25 protein-coding genes are annotated in these 24,267 nt (G+C 72.7%); 18 read left to right on the forward strand and 7 right to left on the reverse strand.

What is annotated here, in order from left to right:
• Nucleotides 1-69: 69 nt before the first annotated feature.
• Both lipB and AC6JBM_RS24775 read right to left on the reverse strand, forming a co-directional pair.
• Nucleotides 70-741: a lipoyl(octanoyl) transferase LipB gene (lipB, locus tag AC6JBM_RS24770; protein ID WP_497985956.1), complete on the reverse strand. Its 672-nt coding sequence runs from the start codon at nucleotides 739-741 to the stop codon at nucleotides 70-72.
• A 602-nt stretch (nucleotides 742-1,343) separates the two neighbouring features.
• Nucleotides 1,344-1,790: an SPFH domain-containing protein gene (locus AC6JBM_RS24775; protein WP_497985957.1), complete on the reverse strand. Its 447-nt coding sequence runs from the start codon at nucleotides 1,788-1,790 to the stop codon at nucleotides 1,344-1,346.
• A gap of 73 nt (nucleotides 1,791-1,863) precedes the next feature.
• Here AC6JBM_RS24775 and AC6JBM_RS24780 point away from each other — a divergent pair, with 73 nt between their 5' ends.
• From AC6JBM_RS24780 to AC6JBM_RS24805, 6 genes are all read left to right on the forward strand, one after another.
• Nucleotides 1,864-2,823 (forward strand): S1C family serine protease, encoded by a 960-nt coding sequence (locus AC6JBM_RS24780; protein WP_497985958.1) that lies wholly within the window; start codon nucleotides 1,864-1,866, stop codon nucleotides 2,821-2,823.
• Between the two features lie 162 nt (nucleotides 2,824-2,985).
• The gene (locus AC6JBM_RS24785; RefSeq protein WP_497985959.1) at nucleotides 2,986-3,972 is read left to right on the forward strand and encodes an AAA family ATPase; all 987 of its coding nucleotides are present in this window, start codon (nucleotides 2,986-2,988) and stop codon (nucleotides 3,970-3,972) included.
• A 4-nt stretch (nucleotides 3,973-3,976) separates the two neighbouring features.
• A complete protein-coding gene (locus tag AC6JBM_RS24790) occupies nucleotides 3,977-4,861 on the forward strand; it encodes a DUF58 domain-containing protein (RefSeq protein ID WP_350614719.1) in 885 nt (294 codons plus the stop codon).
• Nucleotides 4,858-5,805: a vWA domain-containing protein gene (locus AC6JBM_RS24795; protein WP_497985960.1), complete on the forward strand. Its 948-nt coding sequence runs from the start codon at nucleotides 4,858-4,860 to the stop codon at nucleotides 5,803-5,805. The genes AC6JBM_RS24790 and AC6JBM_RS24795 overlap by 4 nt, the downstream gene beginning before the upstream one ends.
• A complete protein-coding gene (locus AC6JBM_RS24800; RefSeq protein ID WP_497985961.1) occupies nucleotides 5,805-6,935 on the forward strand; it encodes a VWA domain-containing protein in 1,131 nt (376 codons plus the stop codon). Before AC6JBM_RS24795 ends, AC6JBM_RS24800 begins: the two co-directional genes overlap by 1 nt.
• 67 nt (nucleotides 6,936-7,002) lie before the next feature.
• Nucleotides 7,003-9,327, forward strand: coding sequence for a putative bifunctional diguanylate cyclase/phosphodiesterase (locus tag AC6JBM_RS24805; RefSeq protein ID WP_497985962.1), 2,325 nt, complete (start codon nucleotides 7,003-7,005; stop codon nucleotides 9,325-9,327).
• A gap of 30 nt (nucleotides 9,328-9,357) precedes the next feature.
• Here the strand turns inward: AC6JBM_RS24805 and AC6JBM_RS24810 are convergent, their stop codons facing one another.
• Both AC6JBM_RS24810 and AC6JBM_RS24815 read right to left on the reverse strand, forming a co-directional pair.
• The gene (locus AC6JBM_RS24810; protein WP_497985963.1) at nucleotides 9,358-9,750 is read right to left on the reverse strand and encodes a hypothetical protein; all 393 of its coding nucleotides are present in this window, start codon (nucleotides 9,748-9,750) and stop codon (nucleotides 9,358-9,360) included.
• An 80-nt stretch (nucleotides 9,751-9,830) separates the two neighbouring features.
• Entirely contained in the window at nucleotides 9,831-10,835 is a 1,005-nt protein-coding gene (locus tag AC6JBM_RS24815; RefSeq protein ID WP_497985964.1) for a LacI family DNA-binding transcriptional regulator, read from the reverse strand.
• A gap of 196 nt (nucleotides 10,836-11,031) precedes the next feature.
• Between AC6JBM_RS24815 and AC6JBM_RS24820 the strand changes: the two genes are divergently transcribed.
• The gene (locus tag AC6JBM_RS24820) at nucleotides 11,032-12,558 is read left to right on the forward strand and encodes a methyl-accepting chemotaxis protein (protein ID WP_497985965.1); all 1,527 of its coding nucleotides are present in this window, start codon (nucleotides 11,032-11,034) and stop codon (nucleotides 12,556-12,558) included.
• A 2-nt stretch (nucleotides 12,559-12,560) separates the two neighbouring features.
• Here the strand turns inward: AC6JBM_RS24820 and AC6JBM_RS24825 are convergent, their stop codons facing one another.
• On the reverse strand, nucleotides 12,561-12,893 hold the full coding sequence (locus AC6JBM_RS24825) for a GlsB/YeaQ/YmgE family stress response membrane protein (protein WP_433606530.1): 333 nt from the start codon (nucleotides 12,891-12,893) through the stop codon (nucleotides 12,561-12,563).
• 112 nt (nucleotides 12,894-13,005) lie between these two features.
• On the opposite strand from AC6JBM_RS24825, the gene AC6JBM_RS24830 reads away from it, so the two are divergent.
• The 7 genes from AC6JBM_RS24830 to AC6JBM_RS24860 all read left to right on the forward strand — a co-directional run bounded on the left by AC6JBM_RS24830 (nucleotide 13,006) and on the right by AC6JBM_RS24860 (nucleotide 18,755).
• Nucleotides 13,006-14,379: a dihydrolipoyl dehydrogenase family protein gene (locus tag AC6JBM_RS24830; protein WP_497985966.1), complete on the forward strand. Its 1,374-nt coding sequence runs from the start codon at nucleotides 13,006-13,008 to the stop codon at nucleotides 14,377-14,379.
• A gap of 81 nt (nucleotides 14,380-14,460) precedes the next feature.
• On the forward strand, nucleotides 14,461-14,898 hold the full coding sequence (locus AC6JBM_RS24835) for a VOC family protein (protein ID WP_497985967.1): 438 nt from the start codon (nucleotides 14,461-14,463) through the stop codon (nucleotides 14,896-14,898).
• A gap of 66 nt (nucleotides 14,899-14,964) precedes the next feature.
• A complete protein-coding gene (locus AC6JBM_RS24840; RefSeq protein ID WP_497985968.1) occupies nucleotides 14,965-15,720 on the forward strand; it encodes an inositol monophosphatase family protein in 756 nt (251 codons plus the stop codon).
• Nucleotides 15,717-16,541 carry a ribokinase gene (locus AC6JBM_RS24845; protein ID WP_497985969.1) on the forward strand — a complete coding sequence of 275 codons (825 nt, stop codon included), beginning with the start codon at nucleotides 15,717-15,719 and terminating at the stop codon, nucleotides 16,539-16,541. Before AC6JBM_RS24840 ends, AC6JBM_RS24845 begins: the two co-directional genes overlap by 4 nt.
• Before the next feature lie 106 nt (nucleotides 16,542-16,647).
• Nucleotides 16,648-16,845: a hypothetical protein gene (locus AC6JBM_RS24850; protein ID WP_497985970.1), complete on the forward strand. Its 198-nt coding sequence runs from the start codon at nucleotides 16,648-16,650 to the stop codon at nucleotides 16,843-16,845.
• A gap of 24 nt (nucleotides 16,846-16,869) precedes the next feature.
• A complete protein-coding gene (locus tag AC6JBM_RS24855) occupies nucleotides 16,870-17,433 on the forward strand; it encodes an RNA polymerase sigma factor (RefSeq protein WP_497985971.1) in 564 nt (187 codons plus the stop codon).
• Nucleotides 17,430-18,755, forward strand: a complete 1,326-nt coding sequence (locus AC6JBM_RS24860; RefSeq protein WP_497985972.1) for a hypothetical protein — start codon at nucleotides 17,430-17,432, stop codon at nucleotides 18,753-18,755. Before AC6JBM_RS24855 ends, AC6JBM_RS24860 begins: the two co-directional genes overlap by 4 nt.
• Nucleotides 18,756-18,763: 8 nt before the next feature.
• Here AC6JBM_RS24860 and AC6JBM_RS24865 read toward each other — a convergent pair whose 3' ends face one another.
• Both AC6JBM_RS24865 and AC6JBM_RS24870 read right to left on the reverse strand, forming a co-directional pair.
• Entirely contained in the window at nucleotides 18,764-19,576 is an 813-nt protein-coding gene (locus AC6JBM_RS24865) for an IclR family transcriptional regulator domain-containing protein (protein WP_497985973.1), read from the reverse strand.
• A gap of 12 nt (nucleotides 19,577-19,588) precedes the next feature.
• Nucleotides 19,589-21,013, reverse strand: coding sequence for an amidohydrolase family protein (locus AC6JBM_RS24870; RefSeq protein ID WP_497985974.1), 1,425 nt, complete (start codon nucleotides 21,011-21,013; stop codon nucleotides 19,589-19,591).
• 127 nt (nucleotides 21,014-21,140) lie between these two features.
• Here AC6JBM_RS24870 and AC6JBM_RS24875 point away from each other — a divergent pair, with 127 nt between their 5' ends.
• Genes AC6JBM_RS24875 through AC6JBM_RS24890 form a run of 4 tightly spaced genes read left to right on the forward strand, consistent with a single transcriptional unit; the run spans nucleotide 21,141 to nucleotide 24,266 of the window.
• On the forward strand, nucleotides 21,141-22,262 hold the full coding sequence (locus AC6JBM_RS24875; protein WP_497985975.1) for a CaiB/BaiF CoA transferase family protein: 1,122 nt from the start codon (nucleotides 21,141-21,143) through the stop codon (nucleotides 22,260-22,262).
• Nucleotides 22,247-23,065: a citryl-CoA lyase gene (locus AC6JBM_RS24880; RefSeq protein ID WP_497985976.1), complete on the forward strand. Its 819-nt coding sequence runs from the start codon at nucleotides 22,247-22,249 to the stop codon at nucleotides 23,063-23,065. The genes AC6JBM_RS24875 and AC6JBM_RS24880 overlap by 16 nt, the downstream gene beginning before the upstream one ends.
• A complete protein-coding gene (locus AC6JBM_RS24885; protein ID WP_497985977.1) occupies nucleotides 23,044-23,907 on the forward strand; it encodes a DODA-type extradiol aromatic ring-opening family dioxygenase in 864 nt (287 codons plus the stop codon). Before AC6JBM_RS24880 ends, AC6JBM_RS24885 begins: the two co-directional genes overlap by 22 nt.
• Entirely contained in the window at nucleotides 23,904-24,266 is a 363-nt protein-coding gene (locus AC6JBM_RS24890; RefSeq protein ID WP_497985978.1) for a hypothetical protein, read from the forward strand. The genes AC6JBM_RS24885 and AC6JBM_RS24890 overlap by 4 nt, the downstream gene beginning before the upstream one ends.
• The last annotated feature ends 1 nt before the right edge of the window (nucleotide 24,267 follow it).

Raw genomic sequence — 24,267 nt, forward strand, 5'->3', positions numbered from 1 at the left:
CCGGCCACACCTCGACTACACCGTCCCAGCGCTCAGAGCGGAGCAGGCCGGCCACCGACCGCGCCTCGGCTACGCCGCCCCGGCGCTCGGAGCGGAAGCCGCACCGACGGTGGCCCCGAGCCGCCGGGCAACCGCGTCCCGCACCCACCCCATGCCCGGCACCGCGACCCCGGCATCCTCGGCCATCTTCCGCAGCGACGTCATCGTCACCCCATCAAGCCGGCAGGCCACGAACCGCTCGTACACCCCGAGATCCGAGTCGACATTGATGGCAAACCCATGACTCGTGACGCCACCCCGGATACGCATCCCGATCGACACGATCTTGTGGTGCTCGGGCGTCCACACCCCGACGAGGCTGTCCGCGCCCTTCGGCGTGTCCCGGCGCACCGCCGCGAACCCGAGATCCCCGAGCGCCTCGATGAGCGCGAGCTCGAGCCAGCGCACGACATCGCCAGGGCCGCCGTCGCGCAGGTTCATGACCAGGTAGCCGACGAGCTGACCCGGCCCGTGATAGGTCGCGTGCCCGCCGCGGTCGACCTCGATGACGGGCAGTGATCCGTCCTGCGGGAGGTCGGAGAGCGCGGTGTGCCGCCCGTACGTGACGACCGGCGGGTGCGTGAGCAGAAACAGCCGGTCCGGGGCGGCGCCGGCCTGACGCTCCGTGACCCAGCCTCGCATCGCCTCGACGGCCTCGACGTACTCGACCTCGCCCAGATCCACCCGCATCAGCTCCGCCACCGGTCCATCCTCCCTCGCGAGCGCTCCCCCGCCGCGGATTCGCTCAGTGATCGGCCGCACACGGGCCCGCTCGTGGTGCCGGGACAATCTGCTTGAAGGCGGCCAGGTCAGACCATCCCGGCCGCGGATGCACGCTCTGTGACGCTCGCCGAATTACCGATTACTGATTACCGGCAATCCGATAATTCAGTAATCACCGGACGGGGGCCTCGCCGGCGCTTGTCCGATTTTGACACTCGGCTCCCGACGTCGAGGCGGCAGCGCCCCCGGACAAGCGAACCCGCAGAGCGGCGACAGCAACGACGGCGGCAACACGGGCGGCAAGCGAGACCGCAACGCAGGCGGCGGACGCAGGCGGCGGACGAAGGCGGCGGACGAAGGCGGCGGACGAAGGCGGCGGACGAAGGCGGCGGACGAAGGCGGCGGACGAAGGCGGCGGACGAAGGCGGCGGACGAAGATGGCAGCGCAGGCGGCAAGCGAGACGCCAACGCCAGCGGCAAGCGAGACCGCAGGGCAGGCCCGCAGCGCAGGCCACAAGCGAGACCGCAGCGCCGGCGGCGAACGAAGGTGGTGGCAACGCCCAGCGGCAAAACCGAAGGCGCTAACGATCCGACGGCCGCAGCACCGTGATCTCCGTCTTGCCGACCTCCACGCCCCAGCGCCCGACGACCCCCGACAGCTCCCCCGCCAGCCGCCGATTCAGGTCGAAGCGCGACGCGAGGGCGTCCGGCCGCGTCAGCTCGGCGCACGCGGCCCGCAAGACGGTAGCCGTCAGCTGCTCGAGTCCGTTGACATAGTCGGAGATCTCGTAGGTCGCCCGCACCGGATCGACCACCCGGCACCACACCGTGGCCGCGGCCTCCACCCGCAAACCGTCCGACGTCGAAACGGGCTGCGGCCGGAACGCCAGCGGCCGAAAGCGCAGATCGACCCGGGCCCGAACCCGATCCACCCCCGGCACGAGCAAGTGCCGGCCCGGCGGCAGGGTCCGCGAGTACTTTCCCACCCGCTCCACCACGAACGCGAACCCGTCCGGAACACGAACCATGTGCACGACACTAGGCCGCAACGGCCAAGCGCACTCTTACCGTTCTCCGAGGTACCGAGGCTATCTTTGGCCCATGCGCCCAGCCGGGAAGCCCGAGCAGCAGTGGGCCGGCCCCGAGGTGACGATCATCGCGGAACCCGGCCCCAAACAGCCCGAGCCCGCGAAACCCGCACCCGCGGGATGGCCCAGACCGAAACCGAGCAGCCCGGACCCGGACCCGAATCCGCACCCAGAGCCGGACGGCAAGAGCAGCCGGGCACCGGTGGCGCTCACCCGGCGTGACCTGGGCATCGGCGTCGGCGTTGTCGTGCTCGCCATCGTCGCGACCGGCATCCTCGCGTTCCGGGCCGGCGGCGAGGGCGCGGCGCCCGCCGCGACCAGGCCCTCGGCCGCGGCCTCCCCCAGCGCGTCCGGACCGCCCACCACGGCGCAGATCTACCAGGCCGTCGCGCCGTCCGTGGTGACCATCGAGACGACGCTGCCGGACGGGGGCGCGACCGGCACCGGCGTCGTCGCCAACGCGACCGGCACCATCCTGACCGCGTTCCACGTGGTCAAGGGCGGCACGGCGATCAAGGTCCGGTTCGCCGACGGCACCGAGTCGGCCGCGCAGGTCGCCGGGTCGAACGCGGAGCTCGACATCGCGACGCTCACCCCGGCGACCCTGCCCGACGTGCTCGTCCCGGCCGTGCTGGGCAACTCCGGGCGGATCGCGGTCGGCAACGACGTCGTGGCCATCGGCAACCAGCTCGGCCTGACCAGCAGCACCACCACCGGCGTGATCTCGGGGCTCAACCGGGCCGCGGCCAACCCGGACGGCACGAAGCTCACGGGGCTCATCCAGTTCGACGCGGCCGTGAACCCGGGCAGCTCCGGCGGGCCGCTGGTCAACGCGAAGGGCGAGGTCATCGGCATCGTGGTGGCGCTGGCCAACCCCACCTCGGCCGGCACGTTCGTCGGCGTCGGCTTCGCGGTGCCCATCGGCGCGGCCCTGGGCTCGACGGGGCCCGGTGAACCAGGACCGGAGCAATGACGGCAAGGAAGATCGGCGCCCATCGGCGCGGCCCCGGGCTCGACCGGGCCGGTGAACCAGGACCAGAGCAATGACGGCAAGGAAGATCGGCGCCTATCGGCGCGGCCCCGGGCTCGACCGGGCCGGTGAACCAGGACCGGAACAATGACGGTAAGGAAGAGCATGGACGTTCCGAACGCGACCGCCGTCGAGCAGGTGCTCTACGAGGTCCGCAAGACCATCGTCGGGCAGGACGGGCTTCTCGAGCGGCTCATGGTCGCCCTGCTCAGCCGCGGCCACATCCTCGTCGAGGGCGTCCCCGGCCTGGCCAAGACCCTCGCCGTGAAGGCCCTCGCGGCGGCCATCGGCGGGCAGTTCCACCGGGTGCAGTTCACCCCGGATTTGGTGCCCGCGGACATCGTCGGGACGCGGGTGTACCACCAGCCCTCCGGCGAGTTCCAGGTGAGCCTCGGCCCCGTCTTCACCAACCTGCTGCTCGCCGACGAGATCAACCGGGCCCCGGCCAAGGTGCAGAGCGCCCTGCTGGAGACGATGCAGGAGCGGCAGGTCACCATCGGCCGGGAGACCCACCGGATCCCCAAGCCGTTCCTGGTCATGGCCACCCAGAACCCGATCGAGTCCGAGGGCACCTACGCGCTGCCCGAGGCGCAGGTCGACCGGTTCATGATGAAGGTCCTGGTGGGGTACCCGAGCCCGACCGAGGAGTTCGTGATCGTCGAGCGGGCCATCCTGCCCGAGGCCGTCACCCAGGCCGTCGTGGACCCCGACCGGCTCGTCGAGATGCAGCGCCAGGTCGACGAGGTCTACGTCGACCCGTCGCTGATCGAGTACTCGGTGCGGCTCACGAACGCGACCCGCAACCCGGCCGACGTCGGGCTCGGCGACCTGACCCGCTACGTCACCTTCGGGGCCAGCCCGCGCGCCTCGATCAACCTGGTGCTGGCCGCGCGGGCGCTGGCGTTCATCCGCGGCCGCGACTACGTGGTGCCCGAGGACCTGCACGAGCTCGCCCCGGACGTGCTGCGCCACCGGCTCGTGCTGTCCTACGAGGCCCTCTCCGACGACGTCACCCCGGACATGGTCGTGGCCCGGGTGCTCGCCGCGGTCGCCGTGCCCGCCCCGACCCCGGCGCGCAACGGAAGCCGCTGAGCGCATGACCACGGCCGAGGATCGCCTGCTGCGCCGCCTGGAGTGGCAGATCCTGCGCCGCCTCGACGGGCAGTTGCAGGGGTCGTACCGCACGGTCTTCCGCGGCACCGGGATCGACTTCGCCGACCTGCGCGAGTACACCGCCGAGGACGACGTCCGGCACATCGACTGGAACGTGACCGCGCGCCTCGACGAGCCGTTCGTGCGCCAGTACACCGAGGACCGCGAGCTCACGGCCTGGCTGGTGCTGGACCTCTCGGCCTCGATGCGCGTGAGTACGGCCGAGAACGGCAAGGACGCGACGCTCACCGAGCTCGCCGTCAGCCTGGCCCGGCTGCTCACCTACGGCGGCAACCGGGTCGGCGCGATCCTGTACGACAACGCGAAACAGCTCGTGCTGCCGCCGCACGCCGGACGGGTACACGTGCTGCGGTTGGCTCATGAGATCGCCAAGGCCTCCGCCCGCGGCCCCGAGCGGGGCGCGACCGACCTGGCCGCCATGCTGCGCCTCGCCGCGTCGACCGCGCGGCGCAGAAGCCTCGTGTTCGTCATCTCCGACTTCATCGGCGAGGGCTGGGAGCCGGAGCTGACCCGGCTCACGTTCCGCCACGAGGTGATCGCGATCCGGGTCGTCGACCCGATCGAGCTGGACCTGCCCGACCTCGGGCTCGTGGTCGTCGAGGACGCCGAGACCGGCGAGCAGATCCTCGTCGACACCGGCGACCCGCAGTTCCGGCTGCGGCTGCGGGCCGAGGTCGACGCGCGCGAGGCCGGCGTGGCCGAGGCCATGCGCCGCTCGGGGGTGCGCGGGCACGTGGTCAGCACCGACGAGGACCCGCTGCAGGCGCTGGTCGCCATGGTCCGCGACACCAAGCGCAGGCGCCGATGACGTTCGAATACCCGGTCCTCGTGGCCGTCGCGGTGGTCGTGACCGTCGCGCTGTTCATCGTGTACTTCCGGATGCACCGCCGCCGCCCCGCCGCGCTGCGGGCCGGGTCGGCGCTGCGGCGGCACCTGCCGCAGGTCATGTTCCTCACCGCGGCGGCCCTGCTGCTGCTCGCCGTCGCCCGCCCCGCCGCCACGCTGCCCGTCGCGCGCGCCGCCGGCACCGTCATCCTCGCCTTCGACGTGTCCAACAGCATGAAGGCCGACGACGTGCAGCCCAGCCGGCTCGCGGCCGCCAAGTCCGCGGCGACCGAGTTCGTCGCGGCCCAGCCCGACACCGTGAAGATCGGCATCGTCGCCTTCGACCAGGGCGCGCTCACCACCCAGCAGCCCTCCGACGACCACGACGCGACCACCGCCGCGATCAAGCGCCTGCAGGTCAACGGGGGCACCTCGCTGGGCCAGGCGATCCTCGCCTCGCTGACGGTCGTCGTCGGCAAGCCGGTGAGCCTGCCGAACGAGGACACGGGCGAGGCGGCGCCCGACATCGGGTACTTCGGCAACGCCACGATCGTCGTGCTCTCCGACGGCGAGGACACCGGCGGCCCCGACGCCCTCGCGGCGGCGAGCCTGGCCGCGAAGGCGGGGGTGCGCATCGAGACCGTCGGCGTCGGCACCGTCGAGGGCGCGACCGTCGAGGTCGAGGGCTACCAGGTGGCGACGTCGCTCAACGAGGACCTGCTCACCCAGATCGCGCAGACCACGGCCGGCAACTACCACCGCGCCGAGAACGCGCAGGCGCTGCACGACGTGTACCAGTCGCTGGACCTGCGGCTGACCACCGAGCGCAAGCCGGTCGAGCTGACCGGGGCGGCCGCGGCGATCGCGGTGCTGCTGCTCACCATCGGGGGCATACTGATGACCACCTGGTTCGGACGGATCCTCTGATGTCGCTGACCTGGCCGTGGGCCCTCGCGATCCTGCTGGCGTTCCCGCTGCTGCTGGCCTACCGCTGGTGGAGCCGCCGCCGGCGCCGCAAGGTGGCCGTGACCCTGTCCAGCGTGGCCCTCGTGCGCGCCGCGCTGCCCGGCCGCTCCTCGTGGCGCCGGCGCGTCCCGCTCGCCCTGCTCGCCGTCGGCATCCTCTTCGCCGGCACGGCCGCCGCCCGGCCACAGGCGTCGGTGCTCGTGCCCGACGACGCCGCGACCATCCTGCTGGCCATCGACGTCTCCGGCTCGATGTGCTCCACCGACGTCGACCCGAACCGGCTGACCGCCGCGCAGGCGGCGGCCAAGGAGTTCATCGCCGAGCACGAGGGCGGCGCGAAGATCGGCCTGGTCGCCTTCTCCGGCACCGCGGGCCTGCTGGTGCCGCCGACCACCGAGAAGGACAAGCTCGCCAAGGCCATCGACGGGCTGCGGACCTCCCGCGGTACCGCCATCGGCCTGGCCATCCTCGCCTCGATCGACGCGATCGCCGAGATCAACCCCGACGTGCCCCCGACCGGCGTCGAGGTCCCCGACAACGGCGGCACCGGCGGCGGGCCGGGCGGCGGCGACTACGAGCCCGACACGATCGTCATCCTCACCGACGGGCGCAACACCGACGGCGTGGACCCGATCACCGCCGCCGAGCAGGCCGCCGCCCGCCGTCTGCGGGTCTTCACCATCGGCTTCGGCACCGACCAGCCCTCGCCGATGGTGTGCTCCAGCAACCAGATCAGCGGCAACCAGAGCTTCCGCGGCGGGCCGGGCGGCGGCGGGTTCGGCTTCGGCGGCCGCGGGCGGTTCCAGGACATGGACGAGCCGACCCTGACCAAGGTCGCGGAGATGACCGGGGCCAAGTACTTCAAGGCCGACAACGCCAAGGCCCTCGGCGACGTGCTGCGCGACCTGCCCAGCCAGGTGACCCTGCAGCACAGGAAGACGGAGATCAGTGTGTGGTTCGCCCTCGCCGGCGCGCTGCTCGTGCTCGCCGCGGTGGCCCTCGCCCAGTGGTGGTCCCGCCCGCGGCCGGCCGCCGCGCCGGCGGGCGGCCCCGCGCAGGCATCGACGGGAGGCCCGCCCATTCGGCGCTGATGCGCTGGCCGGAAACGGAACGTTCGGGTGAGATCCGGTACGCAACCGGCACGCTATCGTTCCATCCGTGACGCGGGAGGCCCGGCGCTATGTGCTCGCCGACGCCGTGGTTGCCGCCCTCGGCACCGTGTGGTGTGTGGCCCACCTGACCGTGGGTGCCGGCACCGAGGCGATCGCCTACGTCTTCGCCCCGCTGGGTGGCGTGTTCGCCACCGCGAGCGTCGCCCGGCTGGTGCGCACCGGCGACCTCCAGCCGGTCGCGCGCCGGTTCTGGCGCACCATGCTCGCCGCCGTCGCGCTCATCTCGTTCGGGTACGCCTGGTTCGCCGTCGACATCCTCGTGCACTACACCGAGGCCCGGACCCACCCCATGCCGGTGCCGGCCGCCGCCTGCGCCGCGATCGGGTTCCTCGTCGCCATCTGGGCCATGATCCGGGTGCCCGTCGTCGCCGCCGAGGGCGTCGAGTGGTGGCGGATGCTGCTGGACCGCACCATCGGGTTCCTCGGCTGCGCGGTCGTGCTCTGGTACGCCGGGCTGGCCCCCATGATCGGGGCCGCGGAGCCGTGGAGCCCGCAGGCGATGGTGCTCACCGGGCTCGGGCTCCTCGTCGCGGTCGGCGCGGCCACCAAGGTCTCCTACGTCGCCGGCGGGCCCGTCGACCGCGACGCCATCCGGCTCATGGCGGCCGCCGGCGGGGTCACCGCCGCGATCGTCACCGTGCTCGCGGTCCGGCTCGGCGCGGCCGGCAGCGTGCCCGCCCAGGCGATCGTGATGCCGCTGACCCCGCTGCTGGCCACCCTCGCCGTCCTCGCCCAGGTGCGGGCCGACCTCGGCCTGCGCCGCGCCCGCGGCCGCAGCGGGGTGCTGCTGCCCTACCTCGCCGTGGCCGCGGCCGACGTGCCGCTCGTGGCCGTCGCGCTCGGCGCGCCGCTGAGCTGGCCGAGCCGCGTGGTGCTGCTCGCCGCGGTGCTCGTCACGGTGCTGGTGACGCTGCGGCAGTACCTCGCGTTCCGGGAGAACGCCCGGCTGCTGCACAGCACGCGGGTGCAGGAGGAGCGGCTGCAGTACGAGGTCAGCCACGACGGGCTCACCGGCCTGGCCAACCGGGCGCTGTTCCGCGACCGGATCGCCGCCGCCCTGGCCGCGGCCGAGCCCGCCCACGTGCTGCTCGTCGACCTCGACGACTTCAAGACCGTCAACGACCTGCTCGGCCACGGCGTCGGCGACGAGCTGCTGGTCTCCGTCGCCCGGCTGCTGCGGGCCGAGGTCGGCGCGGACGGCCTGCCGGTGCGCGTCGGCGGCGACGAGTTCGCGGTGCTGCTCACCGGGGCCGGCACCGACCCCGAGGGCCTCGCCCGGCGGCTGCTGGCCGCGCTGGACCAGCCGATCAGCGCGCACCGGCTGCTCGTGCAGGCCAGCATCGGCATCGCGACGGCCGGGCCCGACCAGCCGATCAGGGCGACCGTCGACTCGGTGCTGCGCGACGCCGACGTGGCCATGTACACGGCCAAGCAGCGGGGCAAGGCCGGGTTCGTGCGGTACGTCGACGGCATGGGCGAGCCGGTGCTGGCCCACATGCAGCTCGGCGGGGAGCTGCGCCGGGCACTGGACAACGACGAGTTCCGGGTGGTGTACCAGCCGATCCTGCGCCTCGCCGACCTCCGCGTCGTCGGCGTCGAGGCCCTCGTGCGCTGGCACCACCCGGCCCGCGGCGTGATCAGCCCGGCCGAGTTCATCGCGGCCGCCGAGCGCACCGGCCTCATCGTGCCGCTGGGCCTGTTCGTGCTGCGCGAGACCTGCCGCCAGGCGGCCCGCTGGCGCGCCGAGTTCGGCCCCGGCAGCCTGCTTGAGGCGGGCCTGAACGTCTCCGCGCGCCAGCTGCACGACCCCGACTTCGTCGCCGACGTGACCGCCGCCCTGGCCGACACCGGCCTGCCGTGCGAGCACCTGGTGCTGGAGGTGACCGAGTCGGCGGTCCTGCGCGGCCAGCAGGTGTCGCGCACCCTGCACGAGCTCGACCGGCTCGGCGTCCGGCTCGCCCTCGACGACTTCGGCACCGGCGAGTCCTCGCTGAGCCTGCTGCGCGCCTTCCCGGCCGCCATCGTGAAGCTGGACAAGTCCTTCGTGGACGGCATCGAGATCGACGACGGCCAGCCCGCGGCGGCCGACGCCCGCCAGGCGGTCGCCCGCGCGGTGATCCAGCTGGCCCGGGCCCTCGGCCTGGACACGGTGGCCGAGGGCGTGGAGAGCGCCGAGCAGGCCGCGGTGCTGCGCGAGCTCGGCTACACCCTCGGCCAGGGCTACCACCTCGCCGAGCCGCTCACCGCCGAGGGCATCTCGGAGCTGCTGGCCCGCCAGCGGTCGATCACCGTCGCCCAGTACCTGGCCTGACCGGCCGCGCGGCGACCCAGGGGCTTCGGCTCACCCGCCGTTGACCAGGGACCAGCCGACGAAGACGAGCAGCAGGGCGGGCACCAGCAGCCCGTAGGCGGCGGTGCGGTCCAGCAGCGGCTTGCCGGGGTCCAGGGTGTGCTCGTTGCGCTCCCGCTGCGGCTCCGGCAGCGCCGCCACCCGGCCGCGGCGCGCCGTGTTGAGCACGAGCACGCCCGCGGTGGCGAACAGCGAGAAGACGCCCCACCAGCCGCGCACCATCGTGGCGGCGCTCAGGTCGCGGTAGGCGGCCAGCCCGCAGTCGCGGCAGAAGGGGCCGTCGAGGCGGCTGAAGCGCATCAGGACCAGCATGCCCTGGTGGCCGTGGAAGCGGACGTTCGCGGCGGGCGAGCGGTGACAGATGCGGCAGGAGAGTTCGGACATGTAACGGCTCAGCTCCGGTGGGCTTGCGGACGTGGGGCGGTCGCACACGGTACCGGATCATGCTCTTGCGGGTTGTCCCCTCAGCGGGTCGGACCCGCGCTGTCCCGCGGCACCAGCACCGGCTCGACCAGCGTCGCATCCGGGACGGGGCGGCCGTCGAGCTTCGCCGCGACCAGCTCCACCGCGCGCCGGCCGATCTCCTCCGCCGGGATGCCGACCGACGTGAGCCGGGGCTTGGACCGCTCGGCGAGGTCGTCCGGGCCGATGGCCACCACCGACACGTCGTGCGGGACGGACCGGCCGAGCGCGGCGAAGGCGTCCAGCAGCAGCGGTACCGCCGGCTCGTTGTGCACCACGACCGCCGTGAGGTCCGGATGGCGCGCCAGCAGCGACTCCGCCACGGCGTGCACGGCGTCCGGGGACGGCTCGCACGGCACCGTCGACCCGGTGAGTCCCCGGCGGCGCAGGGCCTCGTGGAACCCGTCGGCGGTGCGGCGGGCGAAGCCGAGGCCGCGCTCGTACACCTCCGGCGGCGACCCGACCAGCGCCACGCACCGGTGCCCGAGGTCGGCAAGGTGGTCCACGCACCGCGCCCCGGCCGCCGCGAAGTCGAGGTCGATGCAGGTCAGACCGGTCCCGTCGGCCGGGAAGCCGATGAGCACCGACGGCCGGCCGAGGGTGCGCAGCCGCGGCAGGCGGGGGTCGTGCTCCTCGATGTCCATGACGATGAGCCCGTCGGCGAGGGAGCTCGCGGCCACCCGCTCCAGCCCCTTCTCCCCCTCGTCCTGGGTGAGCAGCAGCACGTCGTGGTCGAAGCGGCGCGCCGCGGTCACCACGGAGATCACGAACTGCATGAGGATCGGCACGTACAGGCCGGTGTAGAGCGGCATGATCAGCGCGATCACGTTGGACCGGTTGCTGGCCAGCGCCCGTGCCCCGGCGTGCGGGTGGTAGCCGAGCACCTCGATCGCGGCGAGGACCCGCGCGCGGGTCTCCTCCGAGATGGTCCGCTTGCCGCTGAGGACATACGAGACCGTGCTCGGGGAGACTCCCGCCTGCTTCGCCACGTCACCGATCGTTGCCATGGCGCACACGGTAGCGGTTCCGGCACCCACGCGTCCCGCACCGGCGCGACCGTTGTCGATCACATCGCTGCCGCCCGCCCAATCGCGCAGGGTTTTCGACGGTCTAGGCGAATCGGCGGGTCATGTCCGTTTTCCTGGAAGTTCCATATGCGAACCGAATGGCTACAGAAGCGCTCCCGAGTGACGATGGCCTGGCGTGAGGCTGTTGTCGCGTTCGGAATCACCGGCCCGCCAGGAGCCGGCGCCGCGGGACGTCGAGGCGCTCGAGGAGCTCGTCACCGCGCTCAGCGGGGCGGCCGACGAGGCGAGCACCTGGCGGATCACCGTCGAGTCGCTGGTGCGCTCGTACGGCTACGAGTACGGCGCGGTCTGGCTGCCGGCCGGGCCCGGCGGCGCGCTGGCGATCGGGTTCGCGACCGGGCCGGTGGTCGACCAGGTGCGGGCGGCCCCGACGGGACTGGTCATGCGCGCGTACCAGAGCCGGCAGGCGATCTACGCCGGCGACCTGACCGAGGTGCGGGACTGCCCGCGGGCGGCGGAGGCGGTGCGGGCCGGGATGGTCGCGGCCTCGGTCGTGCCCGTCGTGCGGGACGGGCGCGTGGTCGCGGTGTTCGAGTACTACTCGCCGTACCGCTTCCACGTCGACGAACCGAGGACGCAGAAGTGGAACGCGATCCTGCGCATCGCCGAGCTCGCGCGCAGCCAGGTCCTCGCGGCGGCCGAGCTGCGCCAGGACGCGAAGGACCGCGCGGCGGTGACCGAGGTGGTGACCGCGCTCGGGCACTCCAGCGACAGCCAGGCGGCGATCCGGGCGGCCCTGGACAAGGTGCGCAGCTCGTTCGGGTGGGCCTACGGGTCGTACTGGGAGATCGAGGACCGCGGCTCCGGCCCGGTCCTCGCGTTCCGCTACGAGTCCGGCTCGGCCGGGCCGGAGTTCCGCGAGGTGACGCTCGCGGCCACGTTCGCCGAGGGCGTGGGCCTGTCGGGCCGGGCGTGGAGGGCGCGCGACCTGGTGTTCGTGGCCGACCTCGCCGAGCTGACCGACTGCGTGCGGGCGCCGGCGGCGCAGCGGGCCGGGGTGCGCTCCGGTGTCTGCTTCCCGATCCAGTCGGGCGGCCGCGTGGTCGGCACCATGGACTTCTTCACCACGGAGCGGATCTCACTGAGCGAGTCGCGGGCCTCGGCGCTGCGCAACGTCCAGCAGTTGGTCTCCCAGCGGCTGGACATCGTGCGGGCCGGGGAGGCCGCGGAGCGCAACGGCCGGATGCTGCTGGACTCGATCGCCCGGCTGCGGGAGGCGAGCAGCGACGCGACCGGGGTGGCCCAGGAGGCGGTGAGCCGCGCCTCGACGATGACGGGCGAGGTCGACGCGCTCGGGCGGGCGTCGGCGGCGATCGGCGACGTCATCAAGATCATCTCTTCGATCGCGGACCAGACCAACCTGCTCGCCCTGAACGCCACGATCGAGGCGGCCCGGGCTGGCGACGTCGGCAAGGGCTTCGCGGTCGTCGCGGGCGAGGTGAAGGACCTGGCCCGCGAGACGGCGGCGGCGACGCAGAAGGTGGCCGAGCAGATCGCCGGGATTCAGGGCAGCGCCCGCTCGGTCTCGGCCGGCATCCACACCACGAGCGACACGATCGGCCAGATGGACGCGGTCCAGACGCGCATCACCGCGATCCTGGAGGACCAGGCCCACCTGGCCCGGCTGCTCAACGAGCGCTGAGGCTACCGGTCGTAGTCGTAGCGGTCGTGGTGGTGGTGCCGGTCGTCCGAGCGGAAGACGCTGGTCAGGGCGGCGGCGACGCCGACACCGACGACGGCGATGCCGACCTGGACACCGACGACCAGCCAGTCGTAGTTGTGCCCGGCGACCGTGAAGTGCTTGTCGCTGTGCAGGTCCCACCGGTCCGCGGCCCACGTGCCGGCCACCGCGGCGCCCATGCCGATCAGGGTGGTCAGGATGATGCCGATGGACTGGCGGCCGGGCAGGATGATGCGCGCCACGACGCCGATGACGGCGCCGAAGACGATGGCGGACAGATAGTCCTGAACGTGCACCGGGTGCCTCCCCTGTAAGAACCGACACCCGCATTGTTCCGCCCCTGCGCAACCCCGCAACCCCTGCGCGTACGGTCGAGATACCGAGGAGGCGAACGCGAAGGGAACCGTGATGCAGGAACACAGCTTCGACGTCGTGGTCGTGGGAGCGGGACCCGGCGGCGAGGTCGCGGCCGGGCGGCTCGCCGAGGCCGGGCTCGACGTGGCGATCGTCGAGGATCGCAAGGTCGGCGGGGAGTGCTCGTACTGGGCCTGCATCCCGTCGAAGGCCCTGCTGCGCCCGGGTGAGCTGCTGGCCGAGGTGCGCCGCGTGCCGGGCGTGCGGGAGGCGGTCACCGGGCCGCTGGACGCATCCGCGGTGCTGCGCCGCCGCGACGAGCTCATCGGCAACCTCGACGACGCCGGGCAGCTGCCGTGGCTGCAGGAGCGGGGCATCACCCTGTTCCGCGGGCGGGGGCGCCTCGACGGGGAGCGGCGGGTCGTCGTCGGCGACACCGCGCTGGTCGCGCGCCGGGCGGTGATCCTCGCGGGCGGAACCGCGCCGGCGATGCCGCCGATCGAGGGGCTCGCCGAGGCGCGGCCGTGGACCAACCGGGAGGCCACGACCGCGAAGACGCTGCCGGGGCGGCTGGTGGTGCTCGGCGGCGGGGTGGTCGGGGCGGAGCTCTCGCAGGCGTACGTCTCCCTGGGTTCGAAGGTGACGCTCATCGAGGGCGAGCGGCGGCTGCTGCCCCGCGAGGAGGAGTTCGCGTGCGAGCAGGTCACGGCGTCGCTGCGCGAACAGGGCGTGGACATCCGCACCGCGCAGAAGGCGACCGCGGTGCGCCGTGACGGCGAGACGGTCGTGGTGACCCTCGGCGACGGCACCACCGCGACCGGCGACGAGCTGCTCGTGGCGACCGGGCGGGTGCCGGAGACGAGCGGGCTCGGGCTCTCCTCGGTGGGGCTCGCCGAGAACGGGTACGTCACCGTCGACGAGCACACGCGGGTGCCGGGCCACGACTGGCTGTACGTCGTCGGCGACCTCAACGGCCGGGCGCTGTTCACGCACATGGCGAAGTACCAGGCCGCGCTGGCCTCCGGGCACATCCTCGGCCGGCCGATGGCCGCGACCCACCTGGCCGACGGCAGCGGCGCCCCGCGCGTCATCTTCACCGACCCGCAGGTGGCCGCGGTCGGGCACACCACCGAGTCGGCCCGCGCCGCCGGCATCACCGTGCGCGTGGTCGACCTGCCGACGTCGGGCAACGCGGGCGGCTCCTACTACGGCAACGGCGCCCGCGGCACGAGCCGGTTCGTGATCGACGAGGAGCGCCAGGTCATCGTCGGGGCCACGATCACCGGCTCGGAGGTCGCGGACTTCCTGCACGCGGCGACGATCGCGGTGGTGGGTGAGGTGCCGCTCGGCCGCCTGCGCCACGCCATCCCCGCGTTCCCGACGCGCAGCGAGATCTGGCTGTACCTCTTCAACGAGCTCGGCCTCTAGCCTCGGGGGGAGTTGCGGGGCGAGCCCGCGACCGTCCACGCGGCGCGGGCACCCCCGGCGCGGGATCGTGGCCGCGTGGACATGAAACTCGAGGTAGTGGTGCTCCCGGTGGCCGACGTCGACCGCGCCAAGGCGTTCTACACGGGGCTGGGATGGCGGCTCGATGCCGACTTCCCGGCGCCCGACGGGCTGCGGGTGGTCCAGCTGACGCCGCCCGGGTCGGAGGCCTCGGTCATCTTCGGGGACCGGCTCACCACCGCCGCGCCCGGCTCCGCGCAGGGGCTGCACCTCGTCGTGAAGGACATCGAGAAGGCCCGGGCCGAGCTCGCCGAGCGCGGCGTGGACGTCAGCGAGCCGTTCCACGACGCCGGCGGGGTCTTCCACCACGCCGGCACCGAGGGCCGGGTGCCCGGTCCGCATCCGGCCCGCGGCGACTACGGCTCGTTCGCCGCGTTCAGCGACCCGGACGGCAACGGCTGGTTCCTGCAGGAGGTCAGAGTCCGGGCGCCGGGCCGCTGATCCGGTTCGGCGCCCGGCCGGTGCGCGGCGTTCAGGCTCGGGGGCCCGCGACCGTACACTCGCCGGATGCTGAGCGATCATGAGCTCGCGGTGACCGCGGCCGAGGCGGGGGCCGCCGTGGTGCGCTCCCGCTTCGGCGACGACCTGGCCCGCGTCGACAAGGGCGGCGGGGACTTCGCGACCGCGGCGGACCTGGAGGCCGAGGCCGCGATCCTCGCCGTCCTGCGCGCCGCCCGCCCCGGCGACGCGGTCCTCGGCGAGGAGAGCGGCCACAGCGGACCCGCATCCACCGGCCGGACCTGGCTCGTGGACCCGCTCTGCGGCACCCTGAACTTCGCCTCGGGCACGATGGCGGTGGCGGTCAACGTCGCCCTGCGCGACGCCGGTCGCACCGTCGCCGCCGCCGTCTGCGATCCGTTTTCCCGGCAGGTGTACTCCGCACAGGGCCCCCTCCACCCCTCCGCGCACACGGCCCTCGTCGACCTGAACCTGGACCCGCCGTACCCGAACGCCCCCGAGATCCGGGTCGCCCGCCTGCTCACGAACCCGGCGTTCGAGGCCCGGTTCCGCCCCCGCGTCCTGTCCACGACCCTGGCCCTGGCCTGGGTGGCGACGGGCCGGCGGGCGGCGTACCTCACCGACGGCGACGTCGCCGCCAGCGTCCACTTCGCGGCCGGCATCGCCCTGTGCGAGGCCGCGGGCTGCGTCGTGACCGACCTGCGCGGCCGCCCCGTGACGCCCGGTCCGGGCGGCCTGATCGCGGCCGCGGACGCCGAGACCCACGCGGCGCTGCTCGCCCTCACGTACGATCCCCGTTTGTGAGCGTCGTGGTGATTGGGGCGGTCAATGCCGACCTTGTCGTGCGCGTGCCCCGGATCGCCCCGCCCGGCTCGACCGTCATCGCGACCGGCTCTTCGGCGGGCCACGGGGGCAAGGGCGGCAACCAGGCCGCGGCGGTCGCGCGGCTGGGCGGCTCGTGCGCGCTCATCGCCCGCGTGGGCCTCGACTTCGACGCGGCCTCACTGTCCTCTGTGGACCTGTCCTGCGTGGTGCGGGACACCGCCCCGACGGGCCTCGCGGTCGTGCTGGTCGACGACACCGGCGAGAACGCCATCACGGTCGTCCCGGGCGCGAACGCGAACCTCTCCCCCGCCGATGTTCCCGCCCTCACCGGCGAAGGGGTGCTGCTGGCCAGCCTCGAGGTGCCGCTGGACGCGGTGCTGGCGGCGGCCCGGTGCGGATGGACGTTCGTGCTCAACCCGGCACCGGCCGTACCGTTGCCGCCCGAACTGCTGTCCCTCGTGGACGTCCTGGTGCCGAACGAGCACGAGCTGGCCGTGCTCGGCGCGCCGGAGGACCTGCTGGCCGCGGGCGCGAAGGCCGTGGTCGTCACCCTCGGCGCGGCCGGGTGCCGCATCCACCGCCCGTCCGGCACCGTCGACATCCCCGGCCACCACGTGCCCACGGTCGACACCACGGGCGCGGGCGACGCCTTCTGCGGCGCGCTGGCGTGGGCCCTCGACGCGGGCCACGACCTCGACGAGGCCGCCCGCCTGGCCTGCGCCGCGGGCGCCCTGGCCACGACGGCCGTGGGCGCGCGAGCCGCCCTCCCCACCGCCGCCGAGGTGGCGTCCCTGCGCTGAACCCGTGCACGATCGCGGACGATCGCGGCACTAACTCTCGGAGACCGCCACCGCGGTCCGGCGGGCGACCCAATCCCGTCGACACTCTCCGAGAGGCCACCCGATCATGTCCGACGCACCTCCTTCATCATCCGACCGGCTGCCGCTGCGCTGGGCGGTCATCATCCTCGCCACGACGTACACGGCCACGCTGGCGAGCGCCCTGGTGCTGCTGCAGCAGGGCGCGTGGCCGACGGCCCTGCTCACCGCGCTTGGCACTGCCGGTATCAGCGCGCCTGCCCTGCACCAGGTGCTCGCCCGATGACGCACACGAATTCGGAGGCCACGGATGGCCATGGACGATGACCGGCTCGAGGTCGGCACAAACACCGGTCCGAGATCGAATCCTTCGGACGTAGATCCCGGCCTCGCCGCCCGAAAAGCAGAGTTCTCCCTCTTCTACGAGAACGATTTTCCGAGACTTGTCGCCTTCCTCACGGTCCATGGCGTGCCCATCGCGACGGCGACCGACGTCGCTCAGGAGGCCATGACCGAGGCATTCCGGCAGTGGGACAGTCTCGATGCCCCTCGGGCGTGGGTACGAAAGGTCGCTGCGCGCATGTGGTGGCGCCGGGCCCAGCGCGACGAGCGGGAGGCGCCAACTGAGCGGCTGCCCGAGGGCGAGGTCATCCTGCAGTCCGACGTTGCCCTGGAAATCGAGGCCCGGCACGACTTCGTCGCCCTGGTCAAGCGCCTGCCCATGGCCCAGCGCCAGGTCATCGCCTGGACCTACGACGGCTTCCAGCCAACCGAGATCGCCGCACAGCTCGGCAAATCACCCGCGACGGTACGGTCCTTGCTCCGCAAGGCCCGGCTTGCGGTCGGTCTCGCGTACGACCGGGAGGACCGATGACGTCACAGCGCCCCGACCCGACCGGAACGGCGGATCCCCGCGACCACGCGGCGCTGGTGGACGACCTGGGCCGCGCGCTCGACGTCGAGGCTGGCCTGCGAGCAATCACCCGCACGGCGTCGCCCGGGCCGGTCGCAGCGCCCGCCGACCACGCGCACGCCGCGCTGGTCGCCGATCTTCGTCACAACCTGCGCCTCGGCGAGGGCCGCGACGGTCTGCTGGCCGCCGAAGCCGGTCACGCCGGCCTCGTCCGGACGCTGACCTCAAGGCTTGGCATCGGTCACGGCCTGGCCGGCATCATCGGCACCCAGTCCGAGCCGCAGCCGACTCCGCTTCCAGCGAAGAAGGATAGTCAGGCCGATGTCCACCTGTTCACAATCCGTGCCGCACCACCGACGGATCGCATCCAGGTGCGTAGCGCGGACCTGAACAGGCTCCTGGTGCGAAGCCGGGAGATCGTCCGCGACATCCGTGAGCTCCTGGCCTGGCCGCTCCCGACGCCCGAACCGTCCGCCCGGCTGCTCCCGCTGCCGGATGAGCTGGATCGACGGTACGACAGCGTCATGGCGGCCGCAGCGGTGCTTGCGGCGCCTATGGCGACTCGGGCCGCCAACGGCGTCGGCCGAGATCCATCCACGGAGACGAGCCCGGAGGAGTCCCACGCCGAGCTGGTCGAGCAGCTCGTCGCCGAAGGCCGCATCGACGAGCTGACCACGCTCGCTGACGCCGGCGATCCGTACGCCGCCGGACGGCTCGTGGACGTGCTGCACGAACGGCGCATGGTGGACGAGCTGCGGCAACGCGCCGAAGCCGGCCATTCGTACGCCGAAGCGCGCCTGAGCGACCTGCTCCGTAAGCCGCCGCACAACCCCGTCGACATCATCCACATCAAGGCGCATGTTTCCCTCGGCTTCGACGCAACTGACCCGTATCACCACGCCCTCTCGAATGTCGAGCACGACCTGCACAAGACCGCAGAGGATCTCGACCGGCTGCTCGACCGGGTACGGGAGCACGGCCCGGCCACTCCGACCGAGCGGTCACTGTCCCTGGCCGCGGCCGATCGGCTCCTGGGCGGCATTGGCAGGTTCCTGGAGACGCTGAACGACTTCGAGGGTGCAGACCTTCGGCTCGCGGTGATCGACCCGGCGCGAGCCGAGGACCTGGAGGGCATCCGCTGGTCGACCGCCGACGGGGCGAGAGGAGCCACCCAATGGCCGGGCGAGGTCGTCGGCGTCGTCAGCCGGAACTCGGTCGAGGTGGCCGGCCGAGCCGGGGTGTACGAGGTCGTGTTCGGCGCCCGGACCGGCGCTGGATTCTGAGTTGCCGGTCAGGAGGTCCTGGCCGGGGCCGTGGCGAGCGGGACGGTGTCGAGCAGGGACCAGTCGTGGCTGATGTCGGCCGCGGCGCGCAGCAGCAGCGGCAGATGGTGCTCCAGCAGGTGCTCGACGGTCGTCTCGGCGGCGTGGACGGTCACGTTCATGGCGGCGACCACGCGGCCCTCGCCGTTGCGCAGGGCGGTGGCGACCGAGCGGATGCCGGGCGCGAGGTCCTGGTCCGCGAGGGCCCAGCCCTTCGTGCGGACCTCGCGCAGGGCCGCGTCGAGCTCCTCGCGCGGCGGGAGCCAGCGCGGGGTGATGCCCGAGCGGGTCGGCTCGGCCAGCCGGGCGGTCAGCTCGTCGGGGGTGAGGGCGGACAGGAGGACCTTGCCCATCGAGGTTGCCGGGGCGGGGAAGCGGGTGCCGATGTTGACCGCGAGGGTGACGATCTTCGGTACCGCCACCCGCGCCACGTACACGATGTCGGACCCGTCGAGCTGGGCCAGGGACGTCGACTCGCCCGTGGCGGCGACGAGGCGCTCCATGTGCGGGCGGGCCACGTCCCAGACGGACAGCGCGTTGACGTAGGCCATGCCGAGCTCCAGCACCCGGGGGGTGAGCGCGAAACCGCGCTCACCCCCCGAGCGGACGTAGCCGAGCTCCTCCAGGGTGAGCAGGATCCGCCGGACCGTGGGGCGGGCCAGGCCGGTGGCGGTGGCGACCTCGCTGAGGGTCATCACCGGCCGGCCCGGCCGGAAGCAGCGCACCACGTCCAGACCGCGCGCGAGAGCCTCGATGAAGTCCGGTCCCGCTTCGCGTGGCATGAAGACCCTTCCCTATTGCTTCCACTGCGCCGAGCCGGCGTCGTAGTCGGTGTACGTGTATGGATTGTCCATCACCTTGGTTTCCGGGATGTCGGGGTTCATGCCCTTCTCCCACGCATCCCGGCCCATGGTGGCGATGAGGTGCTCGACGGTCGCCTCGACGTCGGCGCGGGCCTTGGCGAGGTCGGCGCCGACGAGGCGGTGCTCGTGCTTCACCACGCGGCCGTCGACCACGACGGTGTGCACGTCGCCGCGCTGGGCCTGGAAGGCGACGTGGCCGTACGGGTTGAGGATCGGGAACATCACGGGGCTGGCGTCGTTCTTGAGCAGTACGACATCCGCCTTCTTGCCCGTCTGGATGCTGCCGATCTTGTCGTCGAGGCCGAGGGCCCGGCTGCCGCCCCGGGTCGCCCAGTCCACGACCTGCTCGGCGCGCAGGTGCACGTGGGTGACGGTCTCGGCGCGATCGTGGGCCACGAGGTGCTCGCGGGACCGGTCGGCGCCGAGGGTGGTGCGCATGGCGGAGAACAGGTCGCCGCTCCACCACACGCTGGTGTCCATCGACAGCGAGACCGGAATGTCGTGGTCGCGCAGGGTCCAGGTGGGCGGGTAGCCCTGCCCGGCGCTCTGCTCGCTCTCGGTCGACACCGAGACGCTGCCCCCGGTCGCGGCGATGCGGTGGTACGAGTCGTGCGTGAGCGTCGCCGCGTGCACGTAGACCGTCTCCGGCGTCATGAACCCGTGCTCGTGCATGAGCCGGATGCCGTCGTCGTTGGTCGCGCCCCACACGCCCGCGTGGGTGGTGACGGGCACGCCGAGGTCGCGGGCCACCTCGAACGCGGCCTTCTCCGGGAACGCCGGGTCGCCGGTGACGTCGAAGGCCATCTGGAAGCCGAGCAGGTCCGAGCCGGTGATGCGGCGGCTGACGAAGTCGCGGAACTCGGGCGCGGCCGACCACTCCCACGGGCCCCGCTGGATGTTGCCGTACGCGAGCACGAACCGGCCCGGCACCGACTCCAGGGCGTCGACGGCCGCGTCCGCGTGCTGGGTGGTCTGCAGGCCGTGCGACCAGTCGACGGTCGTGGTGACGCCGGCGTCGAGGGCCTCCCAGGCCGCGAGCACGTTGCCGGCGTAGATGTCCTGGGGGCGGAAGTGCTTGCCGGACTCCAGGTAGTACCAGACGAAATACTGGGTCAGGGTCCAGTCCGCGCCGTAGCCGCGCATCGCGGTCTGCCACATGTGGCGGTGCGTGTCGACCATGCCCGGCATGAGGATGCCGCCGGACGCGTCGATCTCCTGCGCGCCGGGCGGGGCGGTGAGGCCGACGCCGATCTCGGCGATGCGCTCGTCGACGATCAGGACATCGGTGCCGGGGAGCACGGTGTGGGTGTCGTCCATGGTGAGGACCAGTGCGTTGCGGAAGATGACTGCGCCCATCGCGGGCTCCAATCTCGGACGTCCGTCCGCCTGGCGGGCAGATTGGGTAGGTAGTGAGATTCTGTTCCCGGTGATGTACCGTGTCAACGAGTTGCGGACGGTTGTCCGCAGAGCGGACGGAGGCAGCGTGGGACCACTGGACGGGCTGCTCGTCGCGGACTTCTCGCGGATCCTCGCGGGGCCGTACGCGACGATGCTGCTGGCCGACCTCGGCGCCGACGTCATCAAGGTGGAGGGGCCGGGCGGGGATGACACCCGCACGTGGATGCCCCCGATCCGCGACGGCCTCTCCACCTACTATCTCGGCATCAACCGCAACAAGCGGTCGATCGCGCTGGACTTCCGCGATCCGGACGACCTCGCGGCCGCGCGGGCCCTCGCCGGGCGCGCCGACGTGCTCATCGAGAACTTCAAGCCCGGCGGCCTCAAGCGTTTCGGGCTGGACTACGAGACCCTCGCCGAGCGCAACGAGAAGCTCGTCTACGCGTCCATCTCCGGCTTCGGCACGGCGGCCGGGGCGTCGCTGCCGGGGTACGACCTCATGGTCCAGGCGATCTCGGGCCTCATGAGCCTGACCGGCGACGCCGACGGACCGCCGTTCCGGGCCGGCATCTCCGTGTTCGACGTGATGGCCGGGATGCACGCGGGCCTGGGCATCCTCGCCGCGCTGCACCACCGGGCCGGCAGCGGGCGCGGCCAGCACGTCGAGGTCAACCTGCTCTCCTCGGCGCTGTCGGGCCTGGTGAACCACAGCAGCGGCTACGTCGCCGGCGGCACGGTGCCGTTCCGGATGGGCAACGCGCATCCGAGCCTGTTCCCGTACGAGCCGCTGCCCACCGCCGACGGCGACCTCATCGTGATCGCGGGCAACGACCCGCAGTTCCGCAAGCTGTGCGGCGTCCTCGGCCTGGAGCACCTGCTCGACGACCCGCGGTTCGCGCACAACCAGGACCGCACCGCCAACCGCGAGGCCCTGCGCCCGCTGCTCGTCGAGGTGCTCGCCACCAAGGGCAAGGACGAGTGGTTCACGCTGCTGACCGCGGCCGGGGTGCCGTGTGCGCCGATCAACACGATCGACGGCGGCGTCGCCTACGCTGAGCATCTCGGGCTCGACCCCGTGGTGGTCACCGGCGGCATCCCCGGCGTGCGCAACCCGATCACGTTCTCGGCGACACCGCCGCGCTACGAATTGCCCCCACCGTCCCTGGACGAGCACGGCGAGGAGATCCGCCAATGGCTGAAGAGCTGAGCTTCCCCACCGGCATCGGCACGTCCGACGCCGACCAGATCCGGCTGCTGGGCCAGGACCTCGCGGCCGACCTGATGGGCAAGGTCGGCTTCGGCGAGCTGGCCTTCTGGCTGGTGGCCGGCCGCCGCCCTTCGCCGGGTGAGACACGGGTGTTCGAGGCGGTGCTCGTCGCCCTGGCCGACCACGGGTTCACGCCCACCGCGATCGCCGCGCGCGTCACCTACGCCAGCGCCCCCGAGGCCCTCCAGGGCGCCCTGGCCGCGGGCCTGCTGGGCGGCGGTTCCCGGTTCCTGGGCGTGACCGAGGACTGCGGTCGGTTCCTTTCCGATGTACTGCACGCGCAGGGCGACCTTCCCGCGACCGACGCGGACTGGGACGCACTCGCCGAGCGGGCGGTCCGGGACCAGCGCGCGGCCGACAAGTTCGTGCCCGGACTCGGCCACCCCGTGCACAAGGTCCAGGACCCGCGCACCCCCGCGCTCATCGGCATCGCCGAGGCCGAGGGCCTGCGCGGCCCGCACCTGCGCCTGTTCGAGGCCATCGGCCGCGTTCACCCCGCGGTCCTCGGCCGCACCCTGCCGCTCAACGGCGCCGGCATCTGCGGTGCCGCGCTCGCGGACCTCGGCCTGCCGGTGGAGATGCTGCGCGGGTTCGCGCTGCTGGCGCGCGCGGCCGGCCTGCTCGGGCACCTGGCCGAGGAGCGGCGCACGAACCTCGGGCTCGAGATCTACAAGACCGTCGACCGCAACGCGCGGTACACCCCCTCAAGGAAGGAGTCGCCGTGGCCCAGATCGTCGCGGTGATCGCCTCGACGCACCACCCCTTCTACTACAAGGCCAGCACGGCCACCGGCGAGGACCGGCCGCCGTTCGCCGACGAGTGGGTGGCGAAGATCCTGCGCTTCCGGGAGACGCTCACCAAGGCCCGCCCGGACGTGCTGGTGATGGTCGGCTCCGACCACTTCCACCAGCTGTGGCTGGACAACATGCCGCAGTTCCTCATCGGCAAGGCGCCGTTCTACGACGCCAACTGGTACAACGAGGAGCGCGAGTTCGGCCTGCCGCGGATGCGGCTCACGGGGCAGGAGGACCTCTCGGCGTACATGCTGCGGGAGGGCCTCGACGCGGGCTTCGACCTCGCGTTCAGCAACGAGCTGCGCATCGACCACAGCATCACCTGCCCGATCATCACCCTGCGGCCGGAGGCGGACCTGCCGATCGTGCCGGTGTACACGAACATCTTCGCCCCGCCGCTGCCCCAGCCGAAGCGCTTCGTCCAGCTCGGCCAGACGATCCGCGAGCTCGTCGAGTCATGGCCAAGCGACCTGCGCGTGGCCGTCATCGGCACCGGGCACCTGTCGCTGGAGCTGGGCGGCCCGCGCCAGTTCGGCCCGCACGGCCCGGACCCCGAGTTCGACGCCCGCGCCGTGGAGTGGATCGCCAACGGCGACCTCGAGGGGTGCCTGTCGGAGGTGACGCTGGACAGCCTGCACGCGCCGGGCAACGCGACGCACGGGTTCATGGACTTCATGCTCATGATGGGCGTCGCCGGGGCCGGCCGGAAGCCGGACTACGTCGACACCTACGACCTGTTCCACACCATGGAGGCGTACTTCACCTGGTACCCGTCGGGGGTGCCGGCATGAGCAAGTACCTGCTGGACAAGTTCCTCTTCACCGTGGACCGCGACCCGGAGCTGGTCGAGCGCTACCGGACCGAGCCCGCCGAGACGGTCGCGTGGTGGGAGTCCACCATGGCCAACACGCTGCTGAACTGCCACACCGGCGAGGCCTCGACGTGGCAGGCCTTCTCGCCGCGGGAGCGCGCCGCGCTGGCGGGCCACGACTATGTGACGCTGTTCGAGCTCGGCGCGCACCCGTTCCTGACGCTGACGTTGTTCATCGCGATGTTCGAGCGCGACCACCCCGAGCCGCTGGGGTTCCAGAAGGAGTACGCGCTGCGGCTGGCGCACTTCGACCTGCCGTACCCGGACATCGCGACCTGAC

The organism is Dactylosporangium thailandense, from assembly GCF_059739745.1.

Bases quoted from the DNA above. Each gene is read 5' to 3' on its own strand.
- AC6JBM_RS24830 (WP_497985966.1), top strand. From the start codon at position 13,006: ATGCAGGAACACAGCTTCGACGTCGTGGTCGTGGGAGCGGGACCCGGC.
- AC6JBM_RS24865 (WP_497985973.1), bottom strand. From the start codon at position 19,576: ATGCCACGCGAAGCGGGACCGGACTTCATCGAGGCTCTCGCGCGCGGT.
- AC6JBM_RS24835 (WP_497985967.1), top strand. From the start codon at position 14,461: ATGAAACTCGAGGTAGTGGTGCTCCCGGTGGCCGACGTCGACCGCGCC.
- AC6JBM_RS24790 (WP_350614719.1), top strand. From the start codon at position 3,977: ATGACCACGGCCGAGGATCGCCTGCTGCGCCGCCTGGAGTGGCAGATC.
- AC6JBM_RS24870 (WP_497985974.1), bottom strand. From the start codon at position 21,013: ATGGGCGCAGTCATCTTCCGCAACGCACTGGTCCTCACCATGGACGAC.
- AC6JBM_RS24860 (WP_497985972.1), top strand. From the start codon at position 17,430: ATGACGTCACAGCGCCCCGACCCGACCGGAACGGCGGATCCCCGCGAC.
- AC6JBM_RS24880 (WP_497985976.1), top strand. From the start codon at position 22,247: ATGGCTGAAGAGCTGAGCTTCCCCACCGGCATCGGCACGTCCGACGCC.
- AC6JBM_RS24775 (WP_497985957.1), bottom strand. From the start codon at position 1,790: ATGGTTCGTGTTCCGGACGGGTTCGCGTTCGTGGTGGAGCGGGTGGGA.
- AC6JBM_RS24785 (WP_497985959.1), top strand. From the start codon at position 2,986: ATGGACGTTCCGAACGCGACCGCCGTCGAGCAGGTGCTCTACGAGGTC.
- AC6JBM_RS24850 (WP_497985970.1), top strand. From the start codon at position 16,648: ATGTCCGACGCACCTCCTTCATCATCCGACCGGCTGCCGCTGCGCTGG.
- AC6JBM_RS24840 (WP_497985968.1), top strand. From the start codon at position 14,965: ATGCTGAGCGATCATGAGCTCGCGGTGACCGCGGCCGAGGCGGGGGCC.
- AC6JBM_RS24815 (WP_497985964.1), bottom strand. From the start codon at position 10,835: ATGGCAACGATCGGTGACGTGGCGAAGCAGGCGGGAGTCTCCCCGAGC.
- AC6JBM_RS24780 (WP_497985958.1), top strand. From the start codon at position 1,864: ATGCGCCCAGCCGGGAAGCCCGAGCAGCAGTGGGCCGGCCCCGAGGTG.
- AC6JBM_RS24890 (WP_497985978.1), top strand. From the start codon at position 23,904: ATGAGCAAGTACCTGCTGGACAAGTTCCTCTTCACCGTGGACCGCGAC.
- AC6JBM_RS24810 (WP_497985963.1), bottom strand. From the start codon at position 9,750: ATGTCCGAACTCTCCTGCCGCATCTGTCACCGCTCGCCCGCCGCGAAC.
- AC6JBM_RS24855 (WP_497985971.1), top strand. From the start codon at position 16,870: ATGGCCATGGACGATGACCGGCTCGAGGTCGGCACAAACACCGGTCCG.
- AC6JBM_RS24800 (WP_497985961.1), top strand. From the start codon at position 5,805: ATGTCGCTGACCTGGCCGTGGGCCCTCGCGATCCTGCTGGCGTTCCCG.
- AC6JBM_RS24795 (WP_497985960.1), top strand. From the start codon at position 4,858: ATGACGTTCGAATACCCGGTCCTCGTGGCCGTCGCGGTGGTCGTGACC.